The organism is Aldersonia kunmingensis (assembly GCF_001646865.1).
Lineage (GTDB): Bacteria > Actinomycetota > Actinomycetes > Mycobacteriales > Mycobacteriaceae > Aldersonia > Aldersonia kunmingensis.
On the sequence record NZ_LRRB01000161.1, the window covers coordinates 24,455 to 45,461 of the forward strand.

Annotated in this window: 19 protein-coding genes and 1 pseudogene; 12 read left to right on the top strand and 8 right to left on the bottom strand. The window is 65.1% G+C overall.

Features of this window, described 5'->3' with window-relative positions; translation table 11 throughout:
* Nucleotides 1-28 precede the first annotated feature (28 nt).
* From A8G08_RS11965 to A8G08_RS11975, 3 genes are read left to right on the top strand one after another with little or no spacing between them, the layout of a single operon-like run.
* Complete coding sequence (locus A8G08_RS11965) at nt 29-1,693, top strand: acyl-CoA synthetase (RefSeq protein WP_068274031.1); 1,665 nt, start codon at nt 29-31, stop codon at nt 1,691-1,693.
* Between the two features lie 50 nt (nt 1,694-1,743).
* Entirely contained in the window at nt 1,744-2,160 is a 417-nt protein-coding gene (locus tag A8G08_RS11970; RefSeq protein ID WP_068274096.1) for a Zn-ribbon domain-containing OB-fold protein, read from the top strand.
* A gap of 18 nt (nt 2,161-2,178) precedes the next feature.
* On the top strand, nt 2,179-3,324 hold the full coding sequence (locus A8G08_RS11975; protein WP_068274034.1) for a thiolase family protein: 1,146 nt from the start codon (nt 2,179-2,181) through the stop codon (nt 3,322-3,324).
* Between the two features lie 43 nt (nt 3,325-3,367).
* On the opposite strand, the gene A8G08_RS11980 is transcribed toward A8G08_RS11975, so the two are convergent.
* The gene (locus tag A8G08_RS11980; RefSeq protein WP_068274036.1) at nt 3,368-4,573 is read right to left on the bottom strand and encodes a cytochrome P450; all 1,206 of its coding nucleotides are present in this window, start codon (nt 4,571-4,573) and stop codon (nt 3,368-3,370) included.
* Nucleotides 4,574-4,784: 211 nt separating this feature from the next.
* Here A8G08_RS11980 and A8G08_RS11985 point away from each other — a divergent pair, with 211 nt between their 5' ends.
* The 3 genes and pseudogenes from A8G08_RS11985 to A8G08_RS28475 form a co-directional block, all read left to right on the top strand.
* Nucleotides 4,785-5,570 (top strand): SDR family oxidoreductase, encoded by a 786-nt coding sequence (locus tag A8G08_RS11985; RefSeq protein WP_068274098.1) that lies wholly within the window; start codon nt 4,785-4,787, stop codon nt 5,568-5,570.
* A 50-nt stretch (nt 5,571-5,620) separates the two neighbouring features.
* Nucleotides 5,621-6,892: a cytochrome P450 gene (locus A8G08_RS11990; protein ID WP_068274037.1), complete on the top strand. Its 1,272-nt coding sequence runs from the start codon at nt 5,621-5,623 to the stop codon at nt 6,890-6,892.
* A 141-nt stretch (nt 6,893-7,033) separates the two neighbouring features.
* Nucleotides 7,034-7,321, top strand: a pseudogene (locus tag A8G08_RS28475) (pentapeptide repeat-containing protein); the annotation flags it as partial.
* A 51-nt stretch (nt 7,322-7,372) separates the two neighbouring features.
* Here A8G08_RS28475 and A8G08_RS11995 read toward each other — a convergent pair.
* The 4 genes from A8G08_RS11995 to A8G08_RS12010 form a co-directional block, all read right to left on the bottom strand.
* Nucleotides 7,373-8,170, bottom strand: coding sequence for an SDR family NAD(P)-dependent oxidoreductase (locus A8G08_RS11995; protein WP_068274038.1), 798 nt, complete (start codon nt 8,168-8,170; stop codon nt 7,373-7,375).
* A gap of 28 nt (nt 8,171-8,198) precedes the next feature.
* Nucleotides 8,199-9,374 (bottom strand): thiolase family protein, encoded by a 1,176-nt coding sequence (locus tag A8G08_RS12000; protein WP_068274040.1) that lies wholly within the window; start codon nt 9,372-9,374, stop codon nt 8,199-8,201.
* 120 nt (nt 9,375-9,494) lie between these two features.
* Nucleotides 9,495-10,406 carry an enoyl-CoA hydratase/isomerase family protein gene (locus A8G08_RS12005; protein WP_068274042.1) on the bottom strand — a complete coding sequence of 304 codons (912 nt, stop codon included), beginning with the start codon at nt 10,404-10,406 and terminating at the stop codon, nt 9,495-9,497.
* Nucleotides 10,403-11,113, bottom strand: coding sequence for a hotdog family protein (locus A8G08_RS12010; protein ID WP_068274044.1), 711 nt, complete (start codon nt 11,111-11,113; stop codon nt 10,403-10,405). Before A8G08_RS12010 ends, A8G08_RS12005 begins: the two co-directional genes overlap by 4 nt.
* A 118-nt stretch (nt 11,114-11,231) precedes the next feature.
* On the opposite strand from A8G08_RS12010, the gene A8G08_RS12015 reads away from it, so the two are divergent.
* Genes A8G08_RS12015 through A8G08_RS12035 form a run of 5 tightly spaced genes read left to right on the top strand, consistent with a single transcriptional unit; the run spans nt 11,232 to nt 16,757 of the window.
* A complete protein-coding gene (locus A8G08_RS12015; RefSeq protein ID WP_068274046.1) occupies nt 11,232-12,068 on the top strand; it encodes an enoyl-CoA hydratase/isomerase family protein in 837 nt (278 codons plus the stop codon).
* 49 nt (nt 12,069-12,117) lie between these two features.
* Entirely contained in the window at nt 12,118-12,921 is an 804-nt protein-coding gene (locus tag A8G08_RS12020; protein ID WP_068274100.1) for an enoyl-CoA hydratase/isomerase family protein, read from the top strand.
* Entirely contained in the window at nt 12,918-13,712 is a 795-nt protein-coding gene (locus tag A8G08_RS12025) for an enoyl-CoA hydratase/isomerase family protein (RefSeq protein WP_068274102.1), read from the top strand. The genes A8G08_RS12020 and A8G08_RS12025 overlap by 4 nt, the downstream gene beginning before the upstream one ends.
* Nucleotides 13,713-13,732: 20 nt before the next feature.
* Nucleotides 13,733-15,208, top strand: a complete 1,476-nt coding sequence (locus A8G08_RS12030; RefSeq protein WP_068274047.1) for a class I adenylate-forming enzyme family protein — start codon at nt 13,733-13,735, stop codon at nt 15,206-15,208.
* Nucleotides 15,198-16,757, top strand: coding sequence for a class I adenylate-forming enzyme family protein (locus A8G08_RS12035; RefSeq protein WP_068274049.1), 1,560 nt, complete (start codon nt 15,198-15,200; stop codon nt 16,755-16,757). The genes A8G08_RS12030 and A8G08_RS12035 overlap by 11 nt, the downstream gene beginning before the upstream one ends.
* 9 nt (nt 16,758-16,766) lie before the next feature.
* Here A8G08_RS12035 and A8G08_RS12040 read toward each other — a convergent pair whose 3' ends face one another.
* From A8G08_RS12040 to fabG, 3 genes are read right to left on the bottom strand one after another with little or no spacing between them, the layout of a single operon-like run.
* Nucleotides 16,767-17,960: an acyl-CoA dehydrogenase family protein gene (locus A8G08_RS12040; protein WP_068274051.1), complete on the bottom strand. Its 1,194-nt coding sequence runs from the start codon at nt 17,958-17,960 to the stop codon at nt 16,767-16,769.
* 19 nt (nt 17,961-17,979) lie between these two features.
* Nucleotides 17,980-19,191: an acetyl-CoA C-acetyltransferase gene (locus A8G08_RS12045; RefSeq protein WP_068274052.1), complete on the bottom strand. Its 1,212-nt coding sequence runs from the start codon at nt 19,189-19,191 to the stop codon at nt 17,980-17,982.
* A gap of 33 nt (nt 19,192-19,224) precedes the next feature.
* Nucleotides 19,225-19,965, bottom strand: a complete 741-nt coding sequence (gene fabG, locus A8G08_RS12050) for a 3-oxoacyl-ACP reductase FabG (RefSeq protein ID WP_068274104.1) — start codon at nt 19,963-19,965, stop codon at nt 19,225-19,227.
* 209 nt (nt 19,966-20,174) lie between these two features.
* On the opposite strand from fabG, the gene A8G08_RS12055 reads away from it, so the two are divergent.
* Nucleotides 20,175-20,996, top strand: coding sequence for a mycofactocin-coupled SDR family oxidoreductase (locus A8G08_RS12055; protein WP_068274053.1), 822 nt, complete (start codon nt 20,175-20,177; stop codon nt 20,994-20,996).
* Nucleotides 20,997-21,007: the final 11 nt, after the last annotated feature.

Genomic DNA, 21,007 nt, shown 5'->3' on the forward strand with positions numbered 1-21,007 from the left:
CAACGATCCCGCCACACGAGGAGCAGCGTTGCCCGACACCAGCCCCGAGCAGGCCGAGTTCAATATCGCGGCCATCGCCGACCACGTCGCCGCGGCCATCCCCGATCGTGACCTCATCGTTTTCCGCGGCCGGCACCACAGCTATGCGCAGGTCACCGAGCGGGCCCGACGCCTGGCGTCGTACCTGCACTCGCGCGGACTGGGTTGCCACACCGAGCGGTCGGCGTTGCCCGGACACGAGACCGGCCAGGATCTGCTCGGCATCTACGCCCACAACGGCAACGAGTACGTCGAGTCGATGCTCGGAGCATTCGGCGCACGGGTGGCACCGTTCAACGTCAACTACCGCTACGTGAAGAGCGAACTTCAATACCTGCTCGCCGATTCCGGTGCCACCGCGCTGGTCTATCACGCGGCCTTCGCTCCACGTCTTGCCGAGGTTCTCCCAAACCTCCCGTCGCTGCGTGTGCTCATCCAGATCGCCGACGATTCGGGAAACGCACTGCTCGACGGTGCGGTTGACTACGAAACGGTCATCGGCGAAAACGCACCCGCCGCGCCGGTCATCCCGTCAGCGGACGATCTCTACGTCCTGTACACGGGCGGCACAACGGGAATGCCGAAGGGCGTGCTGTGGCGCCAGCACGACATCTACATGGGCGCGTGCGGAGGCAAGGCGCTCGACTCCGGCAATGCGGTCACGTCCTACGACGAGATCGTGAACAAGGCCGCCGCGAATCCCGGAATGCGAATCATGGTGCTGCCGCCGCTGATGCACGGCGCGGCGCAGTGGGCCGCAATGACCGCGCTATCGTCCGGGCAGACACTGGTGTTTCCCGATGTTGTCGACCGACTCGACACCGAATCGATACTCCGGACCATCGATCAGGAAAAGCCGGCGGTGATTCAGGTGGTTGGCGATGCCGTCGCACGACCGCTCATCGCCGCCTTCACCGCTGGGGCGGTGGACCTTTCGTCGGTCTTCGCGATCGCCAATGGCGGGGCAATCCTCTCCCCCACTGTCAAGCAGCAACTGATCGAGGCGCTTCCGAACGCGATCGTGCTCGACGGTGTCGGATCGTCGGAGACGGGCTACCAGATGATCCACACGTCGATGAACGGCGCGGTTTCCACCGGAAAGTTCACCGGCAGCACCGACACTCGCGTCGTGTCGGAGGATCGTGACGCCCTCCTCGAGCCCGGCCACGAGGGCATCGGCTGGCTTGCCCAGCGCGGATCCGTTCCGCTCGGCTACAAGGGCGACGAAACCAAAACGGCTGCAACGTTTCCCGTGATCGATGGCGTGCGGTACTCGCTACCCGGCGACCGCGCGACATTGCTGGCCGACGGCTCGGTCCAATTGCTGGGCCGCGATTCGGTGACGATCAACTCCGGTGGCGAGAAGATCTTCGTCGAGGAAGTCGAGATCGCCCTGGCATCCCATCCCGCTGTCATGGATGTGGTTGTGGCCGGCCGGCCGAGCGAACGGTGGGGCGAGGAGGTCGTCGCCATCGTGGTGCTAGTCGACGACGCGAGCGCCGACGCCAACGAACTCATCGAGCATTCCGCGCAGTCCCTGGCCCGCTACAAGCTCCCCAAGGAAGTGCTGTTCCGCCCCACGATCGAGCGCAGCCCGGTCGGTAAGGCCGACTACCGATGGGCGCGCGAACAGGCCGCGGCCACCGCTTCCTAGTCCCACGCAGATTGCCCGGGCGCTGCCCGTTGATCACGGAGGTTTACTCGATGCAAAAGGCACTGGCGCCGGAGATTTCAACCTGGCCGGACGTCGAACCACAGCTCATTGGCAGCAATTGCGGCCAGTGCGCCGCAACCGTTTTCCCGGCGCAGCCACGGTGTCCGCGATGCAGCGGGACCGACATGTCCGACCTGCCGTTGCCGCGGCGGGGAACGCTCATCGCATGGACCACGCAGGGCTTTCTGCCCGGACAGCCCTATCGCGGGCGGGAGACACCGAAGACGTTCATCCCGTTCGGCGTCGGGCTCGTTCAACTCGGCGATGTGATCCGGGTCGAGGGCCGGCTCACCGAGAGCGATCCCGACAAGCTCACCTTCGGCATGGACATGGAACTCACCATGGTGCCGTTCACCACCGATGACGACGGCACCGAAGTCATCACTTTCGCCTTTCAACCGGTCTGACCGAGAGGACATTTCGCCATGCACGATGTCGCGATCATCGGGGTGGGCATGCACCCGTTCGGCCGGTTCGACGGCAAGTCGGCCATGGAGATCGGCGCGGACGCGATCTTCGACGCGCTCGCCGATGCCGGCCTCGAGTGGCGGGATATGCAATTCGCCATCGGCGGTAGTTGGGAGATTGCCAACCCGGACGCGATCGTCAGTCTGGTTGGCCTGACTGGGATTCCGTTCACGAATGTGTTCAACGCGTGTGCAACGTCGGCGAGCGCCATCGGCGCGTGCGCGGACAACATTCGACAGGGCAAATTCGACATAGGGATTGCGATCGGCCTGGACAAGCACCCACGCGGTGCGTTCACCGCCGATCCCACGCTGGTGGGTATGCCGACGTGGTACGCCGAAAATGGCCAGTACCTGACCACGAAGTTCTTCGGCATGAAGGCCAACCGCTATATGCACGACCACGACATCTCCCACGCGACCTTGGCCAAGGTTGTCACGAAGAATCTGCGCAACGGTGCGCTCAATCCGAATGCATTCCGGCGCAAGCCGATTCCGGAGGAAGACATCCTCGCTGCTCCGATGCTGAACTACCCGCTCACGCAGTACATGTTTTGCGCGCCCGACGAGGGCGCTGCGGCGGCGATCATGTGCCGCGCCGATATCGCGCACCGGTACACCAGTAAGCCGGTCTACCTGCGCGCGGCCGAGATCAGAACGCGCACTTACGGTGCGTACGAGGTGAATACGACGTTCGCACCGGTCGAGGAGGTCGCCTCTCCCAGCGTGTTCGCCTCACAGGCCGCCTTCGAGAAGGCCGGGATCGCACCGGCCGATATCGACGTGATCCAACTCCAGGACACAGACGCGGGCGCGGAGGTCATTCATATGGCCGAGGCGGGATTCTGCGCCGACGGCGAGCAGGAGAAGCTCATCGCCGATGGGGCAACCGAGATCGGCGGGTCGATGCCGGTCAACACGGACGGCGGCCTGATCGCCAACGGTGAGCCAATCGGTGCCTCGGGCCTGCGGCAGGTGTATGAGCTGACGAAGCAACTACGCGGTGAAGCCGGCGAACGCCAGGTCGGCGGGACACCGCGCGCGGGATTTGCCTTGCTGTACGGCGCCCCCGGAACCGCGGGCGCAACGATCATCACGACCTGAATCCGTTGGCGCCCCTCGCAATTGCGAGGGGCGCCACCCGGGCCTATCGGCGGATACGCACTGGCACGCTGCCCCATCCGGCAACGTTCGCCATGGTGACGCGCCGGCACCGGTCCCAGGTCACCTCGTAGTCGGGCATGAAATCGAGCATCCGCTCGAGCGCAATGGCGCTTTCCATTCGCGCGAGCGCCGCCCCAAGGCAGCTGTGCACGCCATACCCGAAGGCGAGATTCTGTGCCTCGGTCCGGTCCCGGTCGATATCGAAGACGTCGGCATCCGTGAACGCCTCGGGATCACGGTTGGCCGAGCCGCTCACAAGGAACACCGGCTTGCCCGCGGGGATCGTCACGCCGTGGAACGTGGTCTCCTGCATCGAATAACGCACGTTGTACTGATTCGGCGACTCGAAGCGGAGCAGTTCTTCTACTGCCGCCGGGATCTTGGTGCGATCTTCGCGCAGCTTCTGCCATTCGCCGGGGAAGCGGGCGAAGGTCACCGCGGCACTGCCGACGAGTTTGGCCACGGTCTCCGCGCCGGCGCCGCCGAGCAGCGACGCGAACATGGCGATCTCCATGGTGCTGAGCCTGGTCGCCTCGTCACCGTCGCCGGCAACGTTCGCCTGTACCAGGCGCGAGATCATGTCGTCCTGTGGTTCCGCGCGACGCTGCTTGACCAGTCCGTAGTAGAACCTGGATATCTCGACGACCGCATTGAACCCCTTCTCGGACATCTCGAGTTGGCCGATCTCGCGGTGCAGAAGCTCGTCGTTCCACAGTCGCACCTGCTCGCGCGCCTCTTCGGGTACACCCAGCATCCGCGAGATCACCTCCATCGGGAACAGCGCCGAGAAGTCCTGCACCACATCGAATTCGGCGGGGTCCGCCGCAGCGAGGAACCGGTCGATCTGCTCGGCGATCATCGGGCGCAGCTCCGCGATCGCGCGGGGGGTGAAGACCTTGTTGACCAGGCTGCGCATCTCGCGATGGTCCGGTGGGTCGAGCACGATGATCGACTTGTGTGGCGGGATCTCACCGCGCCGCACGGTGGCGAGATCGATTCCGCGCGCGGACGAGAAGGTCTCGAAATCCTTGTAGCAGGCGGCGACGTCCTCGTGGCGGGACAGCGCGTAGAAGTCGTATTGCTCGCTGTAATAGACCGGAGCCTCGTCACGCATCCGGCCGTAGAGCTCGTACGCGCCGTTGAAGAACTCTGCGGAGAACGGGTCGAACACGAGCTTGGTTTTCGTCACTGATCTCTCCCGGATCACAGCATCGGAACAACACCACTTGGCTTACTTACCGTAAGCCATACTATATGTTTTTCAACCCCGCTGGACCCCCTCTTTGCCGGGAGCGAAGAGAATGTTTGTCCACGCCACCCGAAGGTATTACTGTCCTCCTTACAGTAAATCCGGCCGCGTGGATCACCAGCGGTACGAGAACGCTTGGGAGGTCACACGGATGGGTGCGGCACAACGCAAGGTCATCGTGGTCGGCGCGGGTTCGGGAATCGGTGCCGCCACCGCAGCCCATTTCCACGAACGCGGGGACCACGTACTCGCTGTCGATGTCCGGGAATCCGACACCCCGGCCACCGAATTTCGACGCTGCGACCTGCGAAACCCGTCCGACGTCGAGGACCTGCTGCGTGACGTCGGCTCAGGCTGGGACCTGCTCGCACATGTGGCGGGCGTGCCGGGTACCGCCCCGGCCGCGGAGGTAATGAAGATCAATTACTTCGGCATGCGGCTCATGGCCCTGGGCATGCTGCCGCTGCTGCAGCCCGGTGGCTCGATCGTGGCGGTGGCCTCCACCGCTGGCGTCGGCTGGGAAATGCGCGCGGCACAGCTCGAAGACCTCCTCTCCGCAACCGATCCAGCGGCCGTCGAATCGTGGCTCGCCGGACAAGATCCGTCGTACCCGGTCTACAACACCTCGAAAGAGGCAGTGATTCTCTTCGCCAAGCGCCTCTCAGGGCCGGCGTGGGCGAAGTACGGCGTGCGGATCAATACCGTCAGCCCCGGCCCGACCGAGACGCCGATTCTCACCGACTTCGAGGAGTCGATGGGGCGAGACCTGCTCGACACCGTGCGGACCACGGTGGGACGGCATGCCACCGTCGACGACATCGTGCCGATCATCGCCTTCCTTGGATCCCCCGAGGCGCGCTGGATCACCGGGCAAGATATTCGCGCCGATGGCGGATTCGTGAATTCGCTACTCGCCGGTCCGCCGATCGCCCTCTAACGTCTAGCCAACGCACCGATGTGCCCAACCGTCAGCCCCCGGAGGACCGATTGACTGCCACCGACGCGCCGCCCTCGCCGCATCCGTACCACCGCCTCGACATCTCGGCGCAGGACTTCTGGGACCGCGATTTCCGCTCCCGCGATGACGCGTTCGCAGAACTCCGCGCGGAAGAGGGGCTGAGCTGGCACCGGCCCGTCGATGCGATCTTCCCGCACGAGGAAACTGGCTACTGGGCGCTGACCAGGCACGCGGATATCAAATTCGCCAGCCAGCGCAACGATCTTTTCGGCTCGAGCTTCGGGATCAGCGTCGACCCGATGCCCGCCGAGATCCAGCGCGGCATCTCGTTCTTCCTCTCCATGGATCCGCCGGACCACACCCGCTACCGCCGGTTGATCAGCATGTCGTTCACGCCGCGCCAGGTCCGCCGCATCGAGGATCAGATCAAGAACAATTCGCGCGAGATTGTCGACCAGTTGATCGAGGACCTTCGCGCCGGCAAGCAGGTCGACTTCGCCGCCGACGTCTCCACCAAGCTGCCGATGCGGACGATCTCGGACATGATCGGCATCGAGCCGGAGGACCGGGAAAAGGTCGCTTACGCTGCGGAGTGCCTGTTCAGCACCACCGATGCGGACTATGCCTCGCTCGAGGAGCGGGCGATCCACACCATGACACAGCTGGGCATCCTGACCCAGGCCGGTAAGGATCTCGCAGTATTGCGGCGCGCCGAGAAGCGCGAAGATCTCATGAGCAACATCGTCGAGGCGGAGGTGGACGGCCACCGCCTTACCGACGACGAGATCGGCGCGTTCATGGTGCTGCTCGGTTCGGCCGGCAACGACACCACCAAGCAGACCACCTCGCACGCCTTCCGCGCACTCTTGGATAGCCCCGAGCAGATCGCTTGGCTGCTGGACGATTTCGACAACCGGATCGATGGCGCGGTGGACGAGTTCGTGCGCTGGGCGACGCCGGTGCTGAGCTTCGCCCGCCATGCACTCGTCGACACCGAACTAAGCGGGACATCAATCGCCGCCGGAGAGAAGGTCGGGCTGTTCTATTGCTCGGCGAACCGCGACCAAACGGTCTTCGACCGGCCGTACGAGTTCGACATCACCCGCTCCCCGAATCCGCACCTCGGCTTCGGCGGCGGTGGCGCGCACTTCTGCCTCGGCAGCCAGCTCGCGAAGATGCAGCTGCGCCATCTGTTTTACGAGCTGTTGACCCGCGTCCCCGCGGTCGAGCTCGGTGAGCCGGAATACCTGCACAGCAATTTCGTGCACGGCATCAAGCGGATGCCGATCACCCTGGCCTGATCACGGGAATCTTGGTAGAGCTGTGACGTGCGTGAATTTGATGACCTTGCCTTTGCCACTCGTCTGCGGCCGCTCGACGGCTTGATCGAGTGTGGTGGCGACTACGACTGTGTCGTCATCGACGGTGTCGAACCATCGCGAGTGGTTGCGCGTGACGCGACGTTCGAGGAGTGCGCATTCCGGGCCACGAGCCTGACGTCGGCCGACCTCACGGGGTCCCGGTGCGCAGACTCATGGTTCCGCAACGTCGACCTCACGGGGGTCACTCTCAACGAGGCCTATTGGCAGGACAGCGAACTGATCGAATGCGGCCTGTCCGGCATGGAAGCAACCGGCGCGGAGCTGCGGCGAGTCACATTCGACGGCTGCAAGCTGGACGGAGCCAACTTCCGTGGCGCCCGGCTCACCGACGTCACCTTCCCAGACTGCGTGCTGCGCGGACGACTGCCGTGCGGAAAGGATCTCAACGCGAGCTGTGGGTCAGGTGAAATCGGTTCCACCGTCGACATTCACGTTGGCCCCCGTCATATAGGAATTCCGCCGCGACGCCAAGAAAGCGACGACCGGACCGATCTCCTCGGGCAGCCCCACACGGGGCAGATGCGCCGGGTGGCCAAAATGCTCGGTGATGGCGTCCATCAGGAGGTACGGGTCATCGGTATCGACGCCAACCGACTTCGCCCAGCCCACAAGCGAATCGGACGCCACGCTGCCGGGCGAGATGACGTTCACCATGATCTCGTCCGTGGCAAGCAGCAGGGCAAGATTCTTCGAGATGCTGGCCACCATCGCCTTCGCGGCGGTGTAAGCGGCCAGCGAAACAGTCTGCCGCTGTGTGGAACTCGCCGAGAAGTTGACGATGCGCGCCCACTCGGCGTTTCGCAGCAACGGCAGCGCCGACTTGACGCAGTTCACCATCGCGAGCGCCCCGATATCGACAGCAGCGTGCCACTGCTCGCTGGTCAGGTCCTCAACCGTGCCACGCACATCCGGTCCGACAGCGTTGACGAGAACGTTGATCGAACCACCCCATCGCTCGTCCAGATCGGCGAACACTTCTGCGACCCGGTTCTCGTCGCGAAGGTCGGCGATGAGCCCGACCGCATCCGGGCTGCCGAGCCGGGTCAGTTCTTCGATGGCGCGGTCGAGATCGGCATCGGTACGGCCGATCACCGCAACCCGTGCGCCGTCTTCGGCGAAGCAACGGGCGGCGGCCAGGCCCATACCCCGGCTGCCGCCCGCTACTACGACACGCGCATCCGCGAATCCCAGATCCACAGTGCTTCAGTACTTTCCGGTGATCTTGTCAGACCTCGATGATGACGGCGCCACCCTGGCCGCCGCCGGCGCACATCGCCGCGACACCGATACCGCCACCTCGGCGCTGCAGCTCGTAGACGAGCGTGGTCACCATGCGCGCGCCCGAGGCCGCGATCGGGTGGCCCAGGCTGCACCCGCTGCCGGAGAAGTTCACCAACTCCTCGTCGATCCCCCACTTGCGGCACGCAGCGATCGGCACGGACGCGAACGCCTCGTTGATCTCCCACAGCGCAATGTCGGACGGCTTCAGCCCGGCCCGGTCGAGCACCTTGCCAATCACCTCGACGGCGCCCAAGCCGGTGTCGCGCGGCGCCACACCGGCGGAACCCCACGCGCGCACCGTACCGAGAACCGTCAAACCCTCAGCGGCGGCGAGACTTTCGTCGGCCAGCGTCACGGCCGCGGCGGCATCGTTGATGCCGCTGCTGTTGCCGGCGGTGATCGAGAAGCCCTCGATCTCCGGGTGTAGCACCTTCAGTCCGGCGAGACGCTCCATCGTGGTGTCGCGGCGCGGGTGCTCATCGACCGTGAACTCGAAGACGCTTCCGTCGGGACCCTGAACCTTGAGGGGGACGATCTCGTCGAGGAACTTTCCGGCGTCCTGCGCGGCAACCGCGCGCGCATGTGAGCGGCACGCCCACTCGTCCATTTCCTCACGGCTGATGCCCGCCGCCTTCGCCGTGTTCCAACCCACCGTGATCGACATGTCGCGAGTCGGGGCATCGGGCGTTTCCGGGTGGGTCGGCGGCATCCAGGGCTCCTGGAACTGCAAGTCCGGACCCGGTATCCGCCATTTCATGATCGGACTGGTGGACAGGGACTGCACACCACCGGCAACCAGCACGCGCTCCATACCGGAGCCGATCTGGGCCGCGGCATTTCCAATCGCCGTCAGGCTGCCCGCGCAGTGCCGGTTGACGGCCTGGGCGGGCACGCTCTCCATACCCGTCGCCGCAGCCGCGTAGCGGGCAAGATCGCCTCCGCCGTATCCCGATTCGGCGAGAATGATGTCGTCGACGAGCGCGGGATCGATACCGGCTCGACGGACGACCTCGGGAAGGATGGTCGTCGCCAACGTCTCCGAGGTGGTGTTGGCGAGCGTTCCCTTGAACGACCGACCGATGGCGGTCCTGGCGGCACTGACGATCACGGGTTTCGACATATTTTCTCGACCTCGTTATGGCTGGCTGCAGAAGGCAGCGTGGGCATGTTCAGTTACTTAGAAATTCGTACGAACTACCGTAGGGCTAACGGTATCGGGTGATCGGCACGCTGTCAGCCCCTAGGTCTCCTCTGGTTCCGGCACGTAGAAATGCTCGTCACGCAGCCGGAATGCCTCCTTCGTACCGTGCTGAGCACGGGTCTTCACGAAGTTGAACTCGCCCGGCGCGAACTGCAGATTCGTGCCGTACGCGTGGAAGATGTAGCTCGCTACTTCCTCCCCCTGATAGGCCTGGCTCTGCTCGACGAGGCGGAACGCCTCCTTGGCCATGACCACGCCATCCGCCGGCATCCGCGCCGCCTTCTCGGCCCAATACCGGGCCCGGGCGGTCACCGCGGTGGGCGAGCACGTCTCGGTGAAGACACCGAGGTGTTCGACCGAGGCTGCCTCGATGATGTCGCCGGTCAGCAGCATCCGCCGCGCCAGGACGGGGCCGAGTCGATGGAAGAACATATGCAGGCTGCCGAGTGCAGGACCGAGGAAACGCGTGGCCGGCATGCCGATCTTGGTGTCGCGTGCGATCACCGAAATATCGGTCATCAACGCCATTTCGAACCCGCCGCCGAGCGCGTATCCGCCGATCTCCCCCACAGTGACCTTCGGGAAGCCCATGAAGTTGTGGTAGAAGCCGAACGACTTGCGGTCGACGGTCAGCCTGCGGCGCTGGCTTGGCCGGCTCTTCGCGGGCTTGTCTCCGGAACCCGGACCGCCCGAACCATTCTCGTTGCCGTACCAGCCATACGCGTTGTTCATATCCGCGCCGGTACTGAAGACTCCTTCGGCACCACGCAGCAGGACGACGGTCACGTCGTCATCCTCGGCAACGGTGTCGAGGTGGCGCGCCAGCGCGTCACGCATAGCCGCGTCGTACGAATTGCGCTGCTTCGGATTGTTCAGGGTGATCGTGGCAATCCGGTTGTCGCGGTCCACCTCGAACAGCACCCGAGAATCGTGAGTTTCGACATCTGTCATTGCTGGTGAATCCCTCCTTGCGCACGGCGCTTGCCGTACCGGTGGCCGACGAGTTTGTCCGGCGGCAGTGCGACCGCATCGACTTCCCCGGTGCACAACACCTCGTCGCCGAACAGAAGGCGTGCGATTGACGTGATGGCGCGGTCCGTCTGCTGCCGAGTGATATCGAACCGCAGTTCGGTGGCCAGCGGAGTCGGACGCCGGTAGCTGACGTTGAGCGACCTGGTCTTGCCGGACCTTCCGGTCGCACAGTTGTGCTGCTGAACTATGCAGTCGAAGAAAACACCGAGGAAACCGCCGTGGACCAGGCCGGGAGGGCCCTCGAAGACGATCGGAAAGGTCACCGTTCCACCGGCCGAGTCGGCATCGATGCGCTCGAACCGGTATTCGGGGAAGCTCGGGTTGTACGAGCCGATATCGAAGGCATGGTCGAGGTAGATCCGCCGGGATTCCGCCAGGTCGTCACCCACCCGCGGTAAAACGTCCGGCGGGGCAGCGGCGGAGAGGTCGCGCTCCCATTCTGCGAATTGCGCGAGCATGCCGTCCACGACCGAGTGCTCGTGTTCGAGCGATAACAGCAGAACGCTCAGTCGGCGCATGGCGGCGGCCGCGGCGCGGGTTTGCTCGAGCGGCTGTTCGCCGAACCGCACAGCGGAATCATCGGCAGCGATCCCACCGATTTCGGACACGTCGCCGTGCTGCGCCATAGGCCCTCTTTCCGCGGGTTGTTCCGTCCGCTGTCTTTCCTTGCTACCTTGTGCGAGACAGTAACGGTATCGCCTACCGTAGTGTTAACAGTATCGCCCGGAAGGTGCGTACACAACGGTGACCAGAGACGCTGTAACAGCGGCAAGCACGAGCAGCGTGCGGGTGGATCGCGATGGTGCGGTGCTGCACCTCACGCTGGATCGCCCCTCCGCACGTAACTCGCTGAGCCCCAGCATGATCGAGACGCTGATCCGCACACTTACCGATGCTGCGACCGACGATTCGCTGCGCGCGATTCACATCACGGGGGCGGGCGACAACTTCTGCTCGGGCGCGGACTGGCTCGCGACCAACGACAAGCCCGCCGACGGCTCGCGTCCGGCGCGTCCACGAACCGGCGACCTCGTCCGCCGCATACCGCACGCGGCGAATCGGGTCGTCGAACTAGTGCACACCATTCAGCTACCTGTGGTGTGCAGCGTCCGCGGCTGGGCGGTCGGCCTCGGCTGCAATCTGGCCATCGCCGCGGATTTCACGATTGCCGCCGACGACGCGGTGTTCTGGGAGCCGTTCCTCGCGCGAGGTTTCAGCCCCGACTCCGGCGCCACGTGGCTACTCCCCCGCCTGGTCGGAATCGCCCGCGCCAAGCGAATGCTGCTACTGGGCGAGAAGGTGAGCGGCGCCCATGCCGAGGATTGGGGACTGGTGCACCAGAGCGTCGAAACGGCCGAACTCGACACGGCAACAGCGCAATTGCTCGACCAGCTCGCCTCCGGCCCGACGGTGGCAATCGGCCTCGCCAAGCAAGCCATCCACAACGGCGCGAACGCGAGCCTCGGACAGGCAATGACCCAGGAGCTGTACAACTTGGAATTGTCCTGCCGAACAACAGATTTCAAGGAGGGGCTGGCTGCCTTCCGCGAGCGCCGACCGCCGGACTTCGATGGCCGCTGATATTCCAGCCGGAGGCGCGTCCGCAGCGCGTCTCGATGAAGGGAACACGATGTCGTTCGACACGATCAAATACGAGGTCGAAGGCCACACGGCCACCATTACGCTCAACCGTCCGGACGCACTCAATGCGCTCAGTCCGCACATGATCAGCGAGCTGCGCGCCGCCTACGCCGAGGCGGAGCACGACGACCAGGTGTGGCTGCTGATCGTCACCGGTAGTGGGCGGGCGTTCTGCACCGGAGCGGACGTCAAGGAGATCCCCGGCGACGGGAAGGTCATCAACGAACGGCCTTACCTGTCCACCTACGAACAGTGGGAAGCGCCGCAGGAGGGCACGCCGCCGTACCGCAGCATGGCCAAGCCGGTACTCGCCGCGATCAATGGCCTGTGCTGCGGCGCAGGCCTCGACTGGGTCACCACCGGGGATATCGTCATCGCGTCGGATAAGGCCACATTCTTCGACCCACACGTCAGCATCGGCCTCGTCGCCGGGCGCGAGGTCGTTCGGCTCGCGCGCGTTCTCCCGCGCAACGTCGCACTGCGCATGGCGCTGGTCGGCAAACACGAGCGGATGAGCGCTCAGCGCGCGTACGAGTTGGGCATGATCACCGAAGTGGTCGAGCACGACCGCCTGCTCGAACGCGCGCATGAGATCGCCGCGATCGTGAACTCCAATGCGCCGCTTGCGGTTCGAGGCTCCCGGCTCGCGATTCTGAAGGGCCTCGACCTCCCCGTGCACGAGGCCGAGATGCTCGCCGAATCGTTCCGCGAGCGCGTCACCCGCACAGAGGATGCCCTGGAGGGGCCGCGCGCGTTTGTCGAGAAGCGCCCGCCGAACTGGCAGTGCCGATGAGCACCTACGAGACGATTCTGCTCGAGGTCAACGCGGAGGCTCACGTTGCCACCATCACCCTGAACCGGCCCGACAGGCTCAACTCGTTCAATCGCACGATGTGCGAGGAGATGGAACGGGCCTGGCGGGCGATCAAATCCGACGACTCGGTCCACGCCGTTGTATTGCGCGCGGCCGGGGACCGGGCATTCAGCGCCGGCCTGGACATCAAGTCCAGCTACGGGCAACCGGACAACATCTGGAACCACGAGGATCCGGGAGAGCTGCTGAGCCCGAAGTGGCAGAAGATGTGGAAGCCAGTCGTATGCGCCGTACAGGGCATGTGCACCGCCGGTGCGTTCTATTTCATTAACGAAGCCGATGTCGTGATCTGCTCGGAGGACGCCACGTTCTTCGATTCGCATGTCTCCGCCGGCCTGGTGTCGGCACTGGAACCGGTCGGCCTGATGCGCCGCGTCGGGCTCGGCGAAACGCTGCGCATGGCGCTGCTCGGCAACGACGAACGGGTCGGCGCCGACACCGCACTGCGCATCGGCCTCGTCACCGAAGTCGTAGCGGGAGATGCTCTCTGGGCACGAGCACACGAGATTGCCGCAACCATTGCCGCCAAGCCGCCGACCGCCACTCAAGGCACAGTCCGTGCAATCTGGGAATCGCTGGACAAGCCGTACCGGGTGGCCATGGAGCAGGGGCTCATCTACACACGCCTCGGCAATCCGATCGGGACCGCCGAACTGGCGGCCGGGCCGAATGGTTCGGCTCCGAACCAAGCCAAGCCGAGGATCCGGTGATGTCAGAACCAGCATCAGACATGCTGGACCACCGGCTCGTTCGGCGGATCGACGCAGTGCTCGACCTCGATCCCGGAACGCCCGCAATCGAATACGACGGGAACTGGTACAGCCTCGGCGACATCGGGACGCTCGCGCGGGCGATATCGGCACTCGTCGGCCCAGAGCCGCGGGTCGGGGTCCTGCTGCGCAATCGACCCGCACACATCGCCGCATTTCTGGGTGTACTGCTCACAGGTGGTTGTGTCGTCGTCATCAACCCGGCGCGCGGTGACGACCGGACGCGCTCCGATATCGCGGCCCTCGAACTGCCCGTGATCATCGGTGAGCTGGACGACCTGAGCACCCTCGTTGCCCCGTCCGCGGAGACCACCCAGATCTCGATCGCCGACGCGACCGACGAGCCACACATCGTCGCCGCCGGCCGGCCGGCGGGCGATGCGGGTCGCCCCGGCGTGGCTGTGCACATGCTGACGAGCGGAACCACCGGTCCACCGAAGCGGGTCGACCTGACATACGACATGCTCGCGCACAGCGTTCTCGGCCCCGCACGCGACGACGAAACCGCACCCACCGCCCCTCCGCGCGGGGTTGCCATTGTGAACGCGCCGCTCGTCCATATCGGCGGCGTCTTCCGGGTGCTGCAATGCGTCACCGCCGCACGCTCGTTCGTGCTGCTCCCGCGATTCGAGCTCGAACCGTGGGCGCGTGCGGTGCGCGAATATCGCCCGCGCACGGTCTCGCTTGTCCCCGCCGCCCTGCGTATGGTGCTGCATTCGGACCTCACCCGCGACGACCTGTCGAGCATCCGGGCGGTTACTTCCGGCACGGCACCGCTGTCGGCCGACGACGCGGACGCGTTCACCACGAAGTTCGGGATCCCCGTGCTGACCTCTTATGCTGCAACCGAATTCGGCGGCGGCGTCGCCGGGTGGAACATCGCTGATCACGAGAAGTTCTGGTCCACCAAACGAGGCAGTGTGGGCCGCGCCGACCCCACCGCCCAGCTTCGTGTTGTCGATGAGGACGGCCGCACGCTGCCCGCGGATACCGCAGGGCTGCTCGAGGTCAGACCCGGACAACTCGGCCCGGCAACGGACTGGATCCGTACGACGGACATCGCACGCATCGACACCGACGGATTCCTCTGGATCCTCGGGCGCGCCGATCAGGCGATCATCCGTGGGGGGTTCAAGATCATGCCGGACGATGTACGAACCGCCTTGGAAGGCCACCCCGCAGTGCAGGGGGCGGCGGTAGTCGGCCACCCGGATGATCGCCTCGGCGAGACGCCCGTCGCGATGGTCGAATTGCGCGATTCGAGCAGCACCACTCCGGACGAGTTGGTGCAGTATCTCGAAACCAGGTTGGCCCGCTACGAGATTCCCACTCGGATCGCTGTCGTCGACGCAATCCCGCGGACCCCCTCGGGGAAGGCCGATCTGACCGCGATCCGTGACCACTTCCGTTCAGCGCGGGGCGAATATGCCCACTAGTCCTGCGACGACACTCGGCGACCTGGTGCGATTGCGCGCGGAGACCGCTCCGGCCAAGTCGATGGTGATAGACCCAGATCACCGGCTCAGCTACCGCGAGCTCGACGACTCCACCCGCACGCTCGCGGCGGCCCTCGTGGAAGCGGGTGTCGGCAAGGGTTCACGGGTCGGGTTGATCATGCCCAACGCTGTGCGCTGGGTGCAGATCGCCGTGGCTGTCACCCGGATCGGCGCGGTCCTCGTGCCGCTGAGCACATTGTTGAGTCCGCGCGAACTGATCGCCCAGTTGGACACCGCTTCGGTCGAGTACCTGGTGTCGGTCGAGGAATTTCGCGGTCACCGGTATATCGACGATCTCGGGGAGTTCACCTCCACCGCGTTACCAGCGCTCCAGCAGGTCTGGACACCCGAGCAGCTCGGTGCCTTTCCCGCCCCCGATAACGCGCGCCACGCCGCAGATACGCTCTCCGACTCGGTCACGGCGAGCGACCCAATGGCCATCATGTTCACCTCGGGCAGCAGCGGGATACCGAAGGGCGTCGTACATTCGCACGGAAATGCGCTCGCCGCCGTGCATTCCGGGCTCGCGGCGCGCTGTATCGACGCCGACACGCGGCTCTATCTACCGATGCCGTTCTTCTGGGTGGGTGGTTTCGGGAGCGGAATCCTATCCGCGTTGGTGGCCGGTGCCACCCTGGTGACCGAGGAGATCCCCCGGCCGGAAACCACGCTGCGTCTGCTCGAACGTGAACGGGTGACCCTGTTCCGTGGCTGGCCGGACCAGGCCGAGGCGCTCGCGAAACAGGCCGGTGGAATCGGCGCGGATCTCTCGGCGCTGCGCCCGGGCAGCCTCGAGGCATTGCTACCTCTCGAGCTGCGATCCCAGCCAGGCGCACGCGCCAAGCTCTTCGGTATGACGGAATCGTTCGGTCCGTACTGCGGTTACCCCGCCGACACGGACATGCCCAAATCTGCCTGGGGCAGTTGTGGAAAGCCGTTCGAGGGCATGGAACTGCGAATCGTCGGCGAGGATGGACTCCTGGTGCCCACGGACACCATCGGGGAGATTCAACTAGGCGGGCCGCATATGTTCCGCGAAATCTGCGGACGTAGTCGCGATGACCTGTTCACCGCCGATGGCTTCTATCCGACGGGCGACCTCGGTCGACTCGATGCCGACGGCTTTCTTTTCTACCACGGCCGATCCGATGACATGTTCAAAGTCAGCGGCGCCACCGTGTACCCCAGCGAAGTGGAATCCGCGCTGCGGGCGATCGATTCCATCGAAAATGCTTTCGTGACAAACCTTCCCGGGCCCACAGGAAACCGTGTCGCCGCGGCGGTGGTGTGCGGGGACCCGGCGACCACGACCGAAGTACTCCGGGCCGCCGCGCGCGGACTGCTCAGTTCCTTCAAGGTGCCGTCGGTGTGGTTGCTCCTCGATACCGACGACACAATCCCGCGCGGGACGACTGGGAAGGTCGATGTGCGGCGGCTGCGCGAACTCCTGGCGACCGCGGACCGGCCGGCCGAGCCCGCGAGGAAGTGAGCGCGTAAGTCAGATCCGGTACTCTTCGAGCAGTCGCTTGCTAATGATCTGTTTCTGAATCTCGCTGGTGCCCTCGCCGATCAGCAGGAACGGAGCATCGCGCATAAGCCGCTCGATCTCGTATTCCTTCGAATAGCCGTAGCCGCCGTGGATCCGGAAACTCTGCTGCGTGACCTCGGCACACAACTCGCTGGCGAGATACTTCGCCATACCCGCGGCCACGTCGTTGCGCTCGCCCGAGTCCTTGAGCCGCGCAGCGTTGACCATCATCAGGTGGGCCGATTCGACCTTGGTCGCCATCTCGGCCAGTTGGAAAGCGATCGCCTGATGCTCGGCGATCGGCTTACCGAATGTCTTGCGTTGCTGCGCATATCGCACCGCAAGCTCGAACGCCCGCTGGCCGACACCGCACGCCCGCGCGGACACGTTCACGCGACCCACCTCGACGCCGTCCATCATCTGGAAGAACCCGCGGCCAGGGGTGCCGCCGAGGATGTCGTCGGCGCTCGCCACATACCCGTCGAAGATCAGCTCAGTGGTGTCGATGCCCTTGTAGCCGAGCTTGTCGATCTTGCCCGGAATCACCAAACCCGGTGCCACTTCACCGAATCCGGCCGGCTTCTCGATGAGGAACGTGGTGAGGTTGCGGTGTGGCTTCTCGGCACCCTCGTCGGTGCGCACCAGGACCGCGACGAGTGTGGAGCTCCCGCCGTTGGTGAGCCACATCTTCTGGCCGTCGATGGTGTACGTGTCATCGTCATTCTTCTTCGCCCGCGTGCGAATTGCCGCGACATCGGAACCGAGCTCGGGCTCCGACATCGAGAACGCGCCGCGCACCTCACCGATCGCCATGCGCGGCAGCAGGCGTTCCTTCTGCTCCGGTGTGCCGTGCTGGCGCAGCATGTAGGCGACGATGAAATGCGTGTTGATGACACCGGAGATGCTCATCCAGCCGCGCGCGAGTTCCTCGACGCACAGCGCGTAGGTGAGCAGCGACTCCCCCAGTCCGCCGTACTCCTCCGGAATCATCAGCCCGAACAGGCCCATGTCCCGCATCCGGTCCACGATTTCCTGCGGATACGTGTCGGTGCGCTCGAGTTCCTGCGCCGCCGGGATGATCTCCTTGTTAACGAACTCTCGCACGTTCGCGACGATGTCGGTCTGAAACTCGGTGAGGCCGAGAGTGTGAGCGAGGCGGGTCATGCCGGGCGTCCCTTCCGTGTCAGCCGACGCGTTCGAAAACCGCGGCCAGGCCCTGGCCGCCGCCAATGCACATCGTTTCCAGACCATATCGCACGTCACGGCGGTGCAGTTCGCGGGCCAGGGTGGCCAGCATGCGACCGCCGGTCGCGCCGACCGGGTGACCTAGCGAGATACCCGAGCCGTTCACATTGGTGCGCTCACGGTCCTCTTTGGTGAACTTCCATTCACTGAAGACCGACAGCGCCTGCGCGGCAAATGCCTCATTCATCTCGATGAGGTCGATCTCTGCGAGCCGCAGACCCGCCTTCCCGAGCGCGGCCTCGGTGGCCGGCACCGGCCCAATGCCCATCACGTTGGGCGGCACTCCGGCGACCGCCCACGACACCATCCGGACGAGCGGGGCCAGACCGAGTTCGGCGGCCTTCTCGGGAGTGGTCACGATGCACATCGACGCGGCGTCGTTCTGCCCGCTCGCGTTTCCTGCGGTGACTGTCGCGTCCGGGTCGTCGGCGAGCATCATCGGCTTCAACCGGCTCAGCGATTCGACCGAGGTGTCCGCGCGCGGATGCTCGTCGGTGTCGATTGTCTCTTCGCCCTGCTTCGTCCGGACGGTAACCGGAACGATCTCCTCGGCGAACACACCGTTCTTCTGCGCCGCGACCGCGCGCTGGTGCGAGGCCACGGCGAGTTCGTCCTGTTCGGCGCGCGTGATGCCGTACTGGCGGCGCAGGTTCTCCGCGGTCTCGAGCATGCCGCCCGGCACCGGATGGTTACGTCCACCCGCCGTGGTGCGACCGCGGGCAAGCCCGTCGTGCACCCGCACGCCGCCTCGCGAACCGCCCCAACGCATATCGGTCGAGTAGAAGACCACGTTGCTCATGCTTTCGGCGCCGCCCGCGACGACGAGGTCGTTGTTGCCGCTACCCACCTGCAGGCAAGCCTGAATCACGGCCTGCAGGCCGGATCCGCAGCGGCGGTCGATCTGCATGCCTGGCACGGTGACGGGGAGTCCGGCATCGAGGGCGACGACCCGGCCGATAGCCGGCGCCTCGCTGCTCGGATAGCAATGCCCGAGGATGACGTCCTCGACCGCGCCCGGAGCGATACCGGTCCGGTTCAGGAGTCCGGTCAGCGCGGCGACACCGAGGTCGACCGCGGTCTGTGCGGCGAACATGCCGCCGTACCGCCCGATCGGGGTGCGGACCGGTTCACAGATCACTGCCTCACGCATGTCGTCTCCCTCGCTCGTGTCCGCCGCGCTCGCTCACATGAACCGTCCGCCGGTGACTTCGAGGACCGTCCCGGTGAGGTAGGACGAGTCATCGGAGGCCAGGAAGAAGGCGACACCCGCGACCTCGTGCGGTTCGCCGGCGCGGCCCATCGGGACGGCCGCGAGCTTCTCGTCCCAGGCCTTCTGTGGCATGGCCTCGGTCATCGCCGAGCGGATCAGGCCGGGCTGAATGGCGTTGATCCGCACACCATGGTGCGCCATCTCCTTCGCTGCGGCCTTCGTCATGCCGACGATCCCGGCCTTCGCGGCGGAGTAGTTCGTCTGGCCGACCATGCCGACCTTTCCCGAGATCGAGGACAGGTTGATGATCGCGCCGCGCTTCTGCTCGCGCATGATGGCCGCGGCCTTGCGCAGGCCGTTCCACGTGCCCTTGAGATGCACATTGATCACCTGGTCGAACTGGTCCTCGGTCATTGTCCGCATCGTGGCGTCGCGGGTGATGCCAGCGTTGTTCACCATGATGTCCAGCGCGCCGAATGTGGTTACGGCGGCGGCGAGCATCGCATCGACCTGTTCACCATCGGTGACATCGCACTGCACGCCAATCGCTACATCGGCGCCACCGAGTTGCTTGGCGGCCGCCTCCGTCGCTGCCAGATCGAGATCTCCCAGCACGACGCGCGCACCCTCGGCCACGAATCGTTCCGCAATCGCGTAGCCAAGCCCCTGCGCACCTCCGGTGATTACCGCGGTCCGTCCACTGAGAGCGGGCATCGTCGCCACCTGCCTTTCACCTCGCGGCCTCTCGACCGGATCGTCTCTACCGTGCATGCTCACTGTGCACCCCCGGGCGGGTCGTGCGAACGACAGGTTGCGCGGCGGGGTGCTTTCACACCATATGGTAAGTATTACAGTGACCCTTACGACAGTGGCTTGTGCCATGCGGGCCCGAGGCTCGGGCCAGGGGGATTCGAGGAGGCAGCATGGGTGACAGGCTCACGGGACAGGTCGCGTTTATCACGGGCGCGGCGCGCGGCCAGGGCCGGGCCCACGCGGTCAAGATGGCAGGTGAAGGCGCGGACATCATCGCCATCGACGTCTGCGGCAAGCTCCCGGATTGTGTCCCCTACGACTCGGCCACGCCCGAGGACCTCGACGAGACGGTTCGCCTGGTGGAGGAAACCGGCCGTCGCATCGTCACCTCAATCGTCGACACCCGCGACTACGAGGGCATGCGCGACGCGGTCGATCGTGGCGTCGCGGAGCTGGGTCGCCTCGACATCATCGTGGCGAATGCCGGGATCGCGTCACCGCAGGTGTGGGACCAGATCACCCCCGAGTCGTTCCGCGACGTTATGGACGTCAATGTCACCGGCACCTGGAACGCCGTCATGGCCGGTGCCCAGAAGATTATCGACGGCGGTCGTGGCGGGTCGATCATCCTGATCAGCTCAGCCGCCGGAATCAAGATGCAGCCCTTTATGATTCACTACACCGCCAGCAAGCATGCGATCACCGGAATGGCCAAGGCGTTCGCCGCGGAACTGGGCAAGCATTCGATTCGAGTCAACAGCGTGCACCCCGGCCCTGTCCTGACCCCGATGGGAACCGGCGAGATGCCCGCGCAGATCTCCGCAGCGGGCGAGTCCAATCCCCAACTGGCCCACATGCTTACGCCGTTCCTTCCGTCGTGGGTCGCCATGCCCGAGGACATCGCCGACACCGTGTGCTGGCTGGCATCTAACGAGTCGAAGATGATCACCGCCCAGGCAATCGCGGTTGACCAGGGCTCAACCTCGTACTGATCCGGGGCGGC

Coding starts and splice junctions, on each gene's coding strand:
- A8G08_RS12020 (WP_068274100.1), top strand. CDS start 12,118: ATGTCGTTCGACACGATCAAATACGAGGTCGAAGGCCACACGGCCACC.
- A8G08_RS12025 (WP_068274102.1), top strand. CDS start 12,918: ATGAGCACCTACGAGACGATTCTGCTCGAGGTCAACGCGGAGGCTCAC.
- A8G08_RS12010 (WP_068274044.1), bottom strand. CDS start 11,113: ATGGCGCAGCACGGCGACGTGTCCGAAATCGGTGGGATCGCTGCCGAT.
- A8G08_RS12045 (WP_068274052.1), bottom strand. CDS start 19,191: ATGCGTGAGGCAGTGATCTGTGAACCGGTCCGCACCCCGATCGGGCGG.
- fabG (WP_068274104.1), bottom strand. CDS start 19,965: ATGCCCGCTCTCAGTGGACGGACCGCGGTAATCACCGGAGGTGCGCAG.
- A8G08_RS12000 (WP_068274040.1), bottom strand. CDS start 9,374: ATGTCGAAACCCGTGATCGTCAGTGCCGCCAGGACCGCCATCGGTCGG.
- A8G08_RS12040 (WP_068274051.1), bottom strand. CDS start 17,960: ATGACCCGCCTCGCTCACACTCTCGGCCTCACCGAGTTTCAGACCGAC.
- A8G08_RS11975 (WP_068274034.1), top strand. CDS start 2,179: ATGCACGATGTCGCGATCATCGGGGTGGGCATGCACCCGTTCGGCCGG.
- A8G08_RS12055 (WP_068274053.1), top strand. CDS start 20,175: ATGGGTGACAGGCTCACGGGACAGGTCGCGTTTATCACGGGCGCGGCG.
- A8G08_RS12035 (WP_068274049.1), top strand. CDS start 15,198: ATGCCCACTAGTCCTGCGACGACACTCGGCGACCTGGTGCGATTGCGC.
- A8G08_RS11970 (WP_068274096.1), top strand. CDS start 1,744: ATGCAAAAGGCACTGGCGCCGGAGATTTCAACCTGGCCGGACGTCGAA.
- A8G08_RS12030 (WP_068274047.1), top strand. CDS start 13,733: ATGCTGGACCACCGGCTCGTTCGGCGGATCGACGCAGTGCTCGACCTC.
- A8G08_RS11985 (WP_068274098.1), top strand. CDS start 4,785: ATGGGTGCGGCACAACGCAAGGTCATCGTGGTCGGCGCGGGTTCGGGA.
- A8G08_RS12005 (WP_068274042.1), bottom strand. CDS start 10,406: ATGACAGATGTCGAAACTCACGATTCTCGGGTGCTGTTCGAGGTGGAC.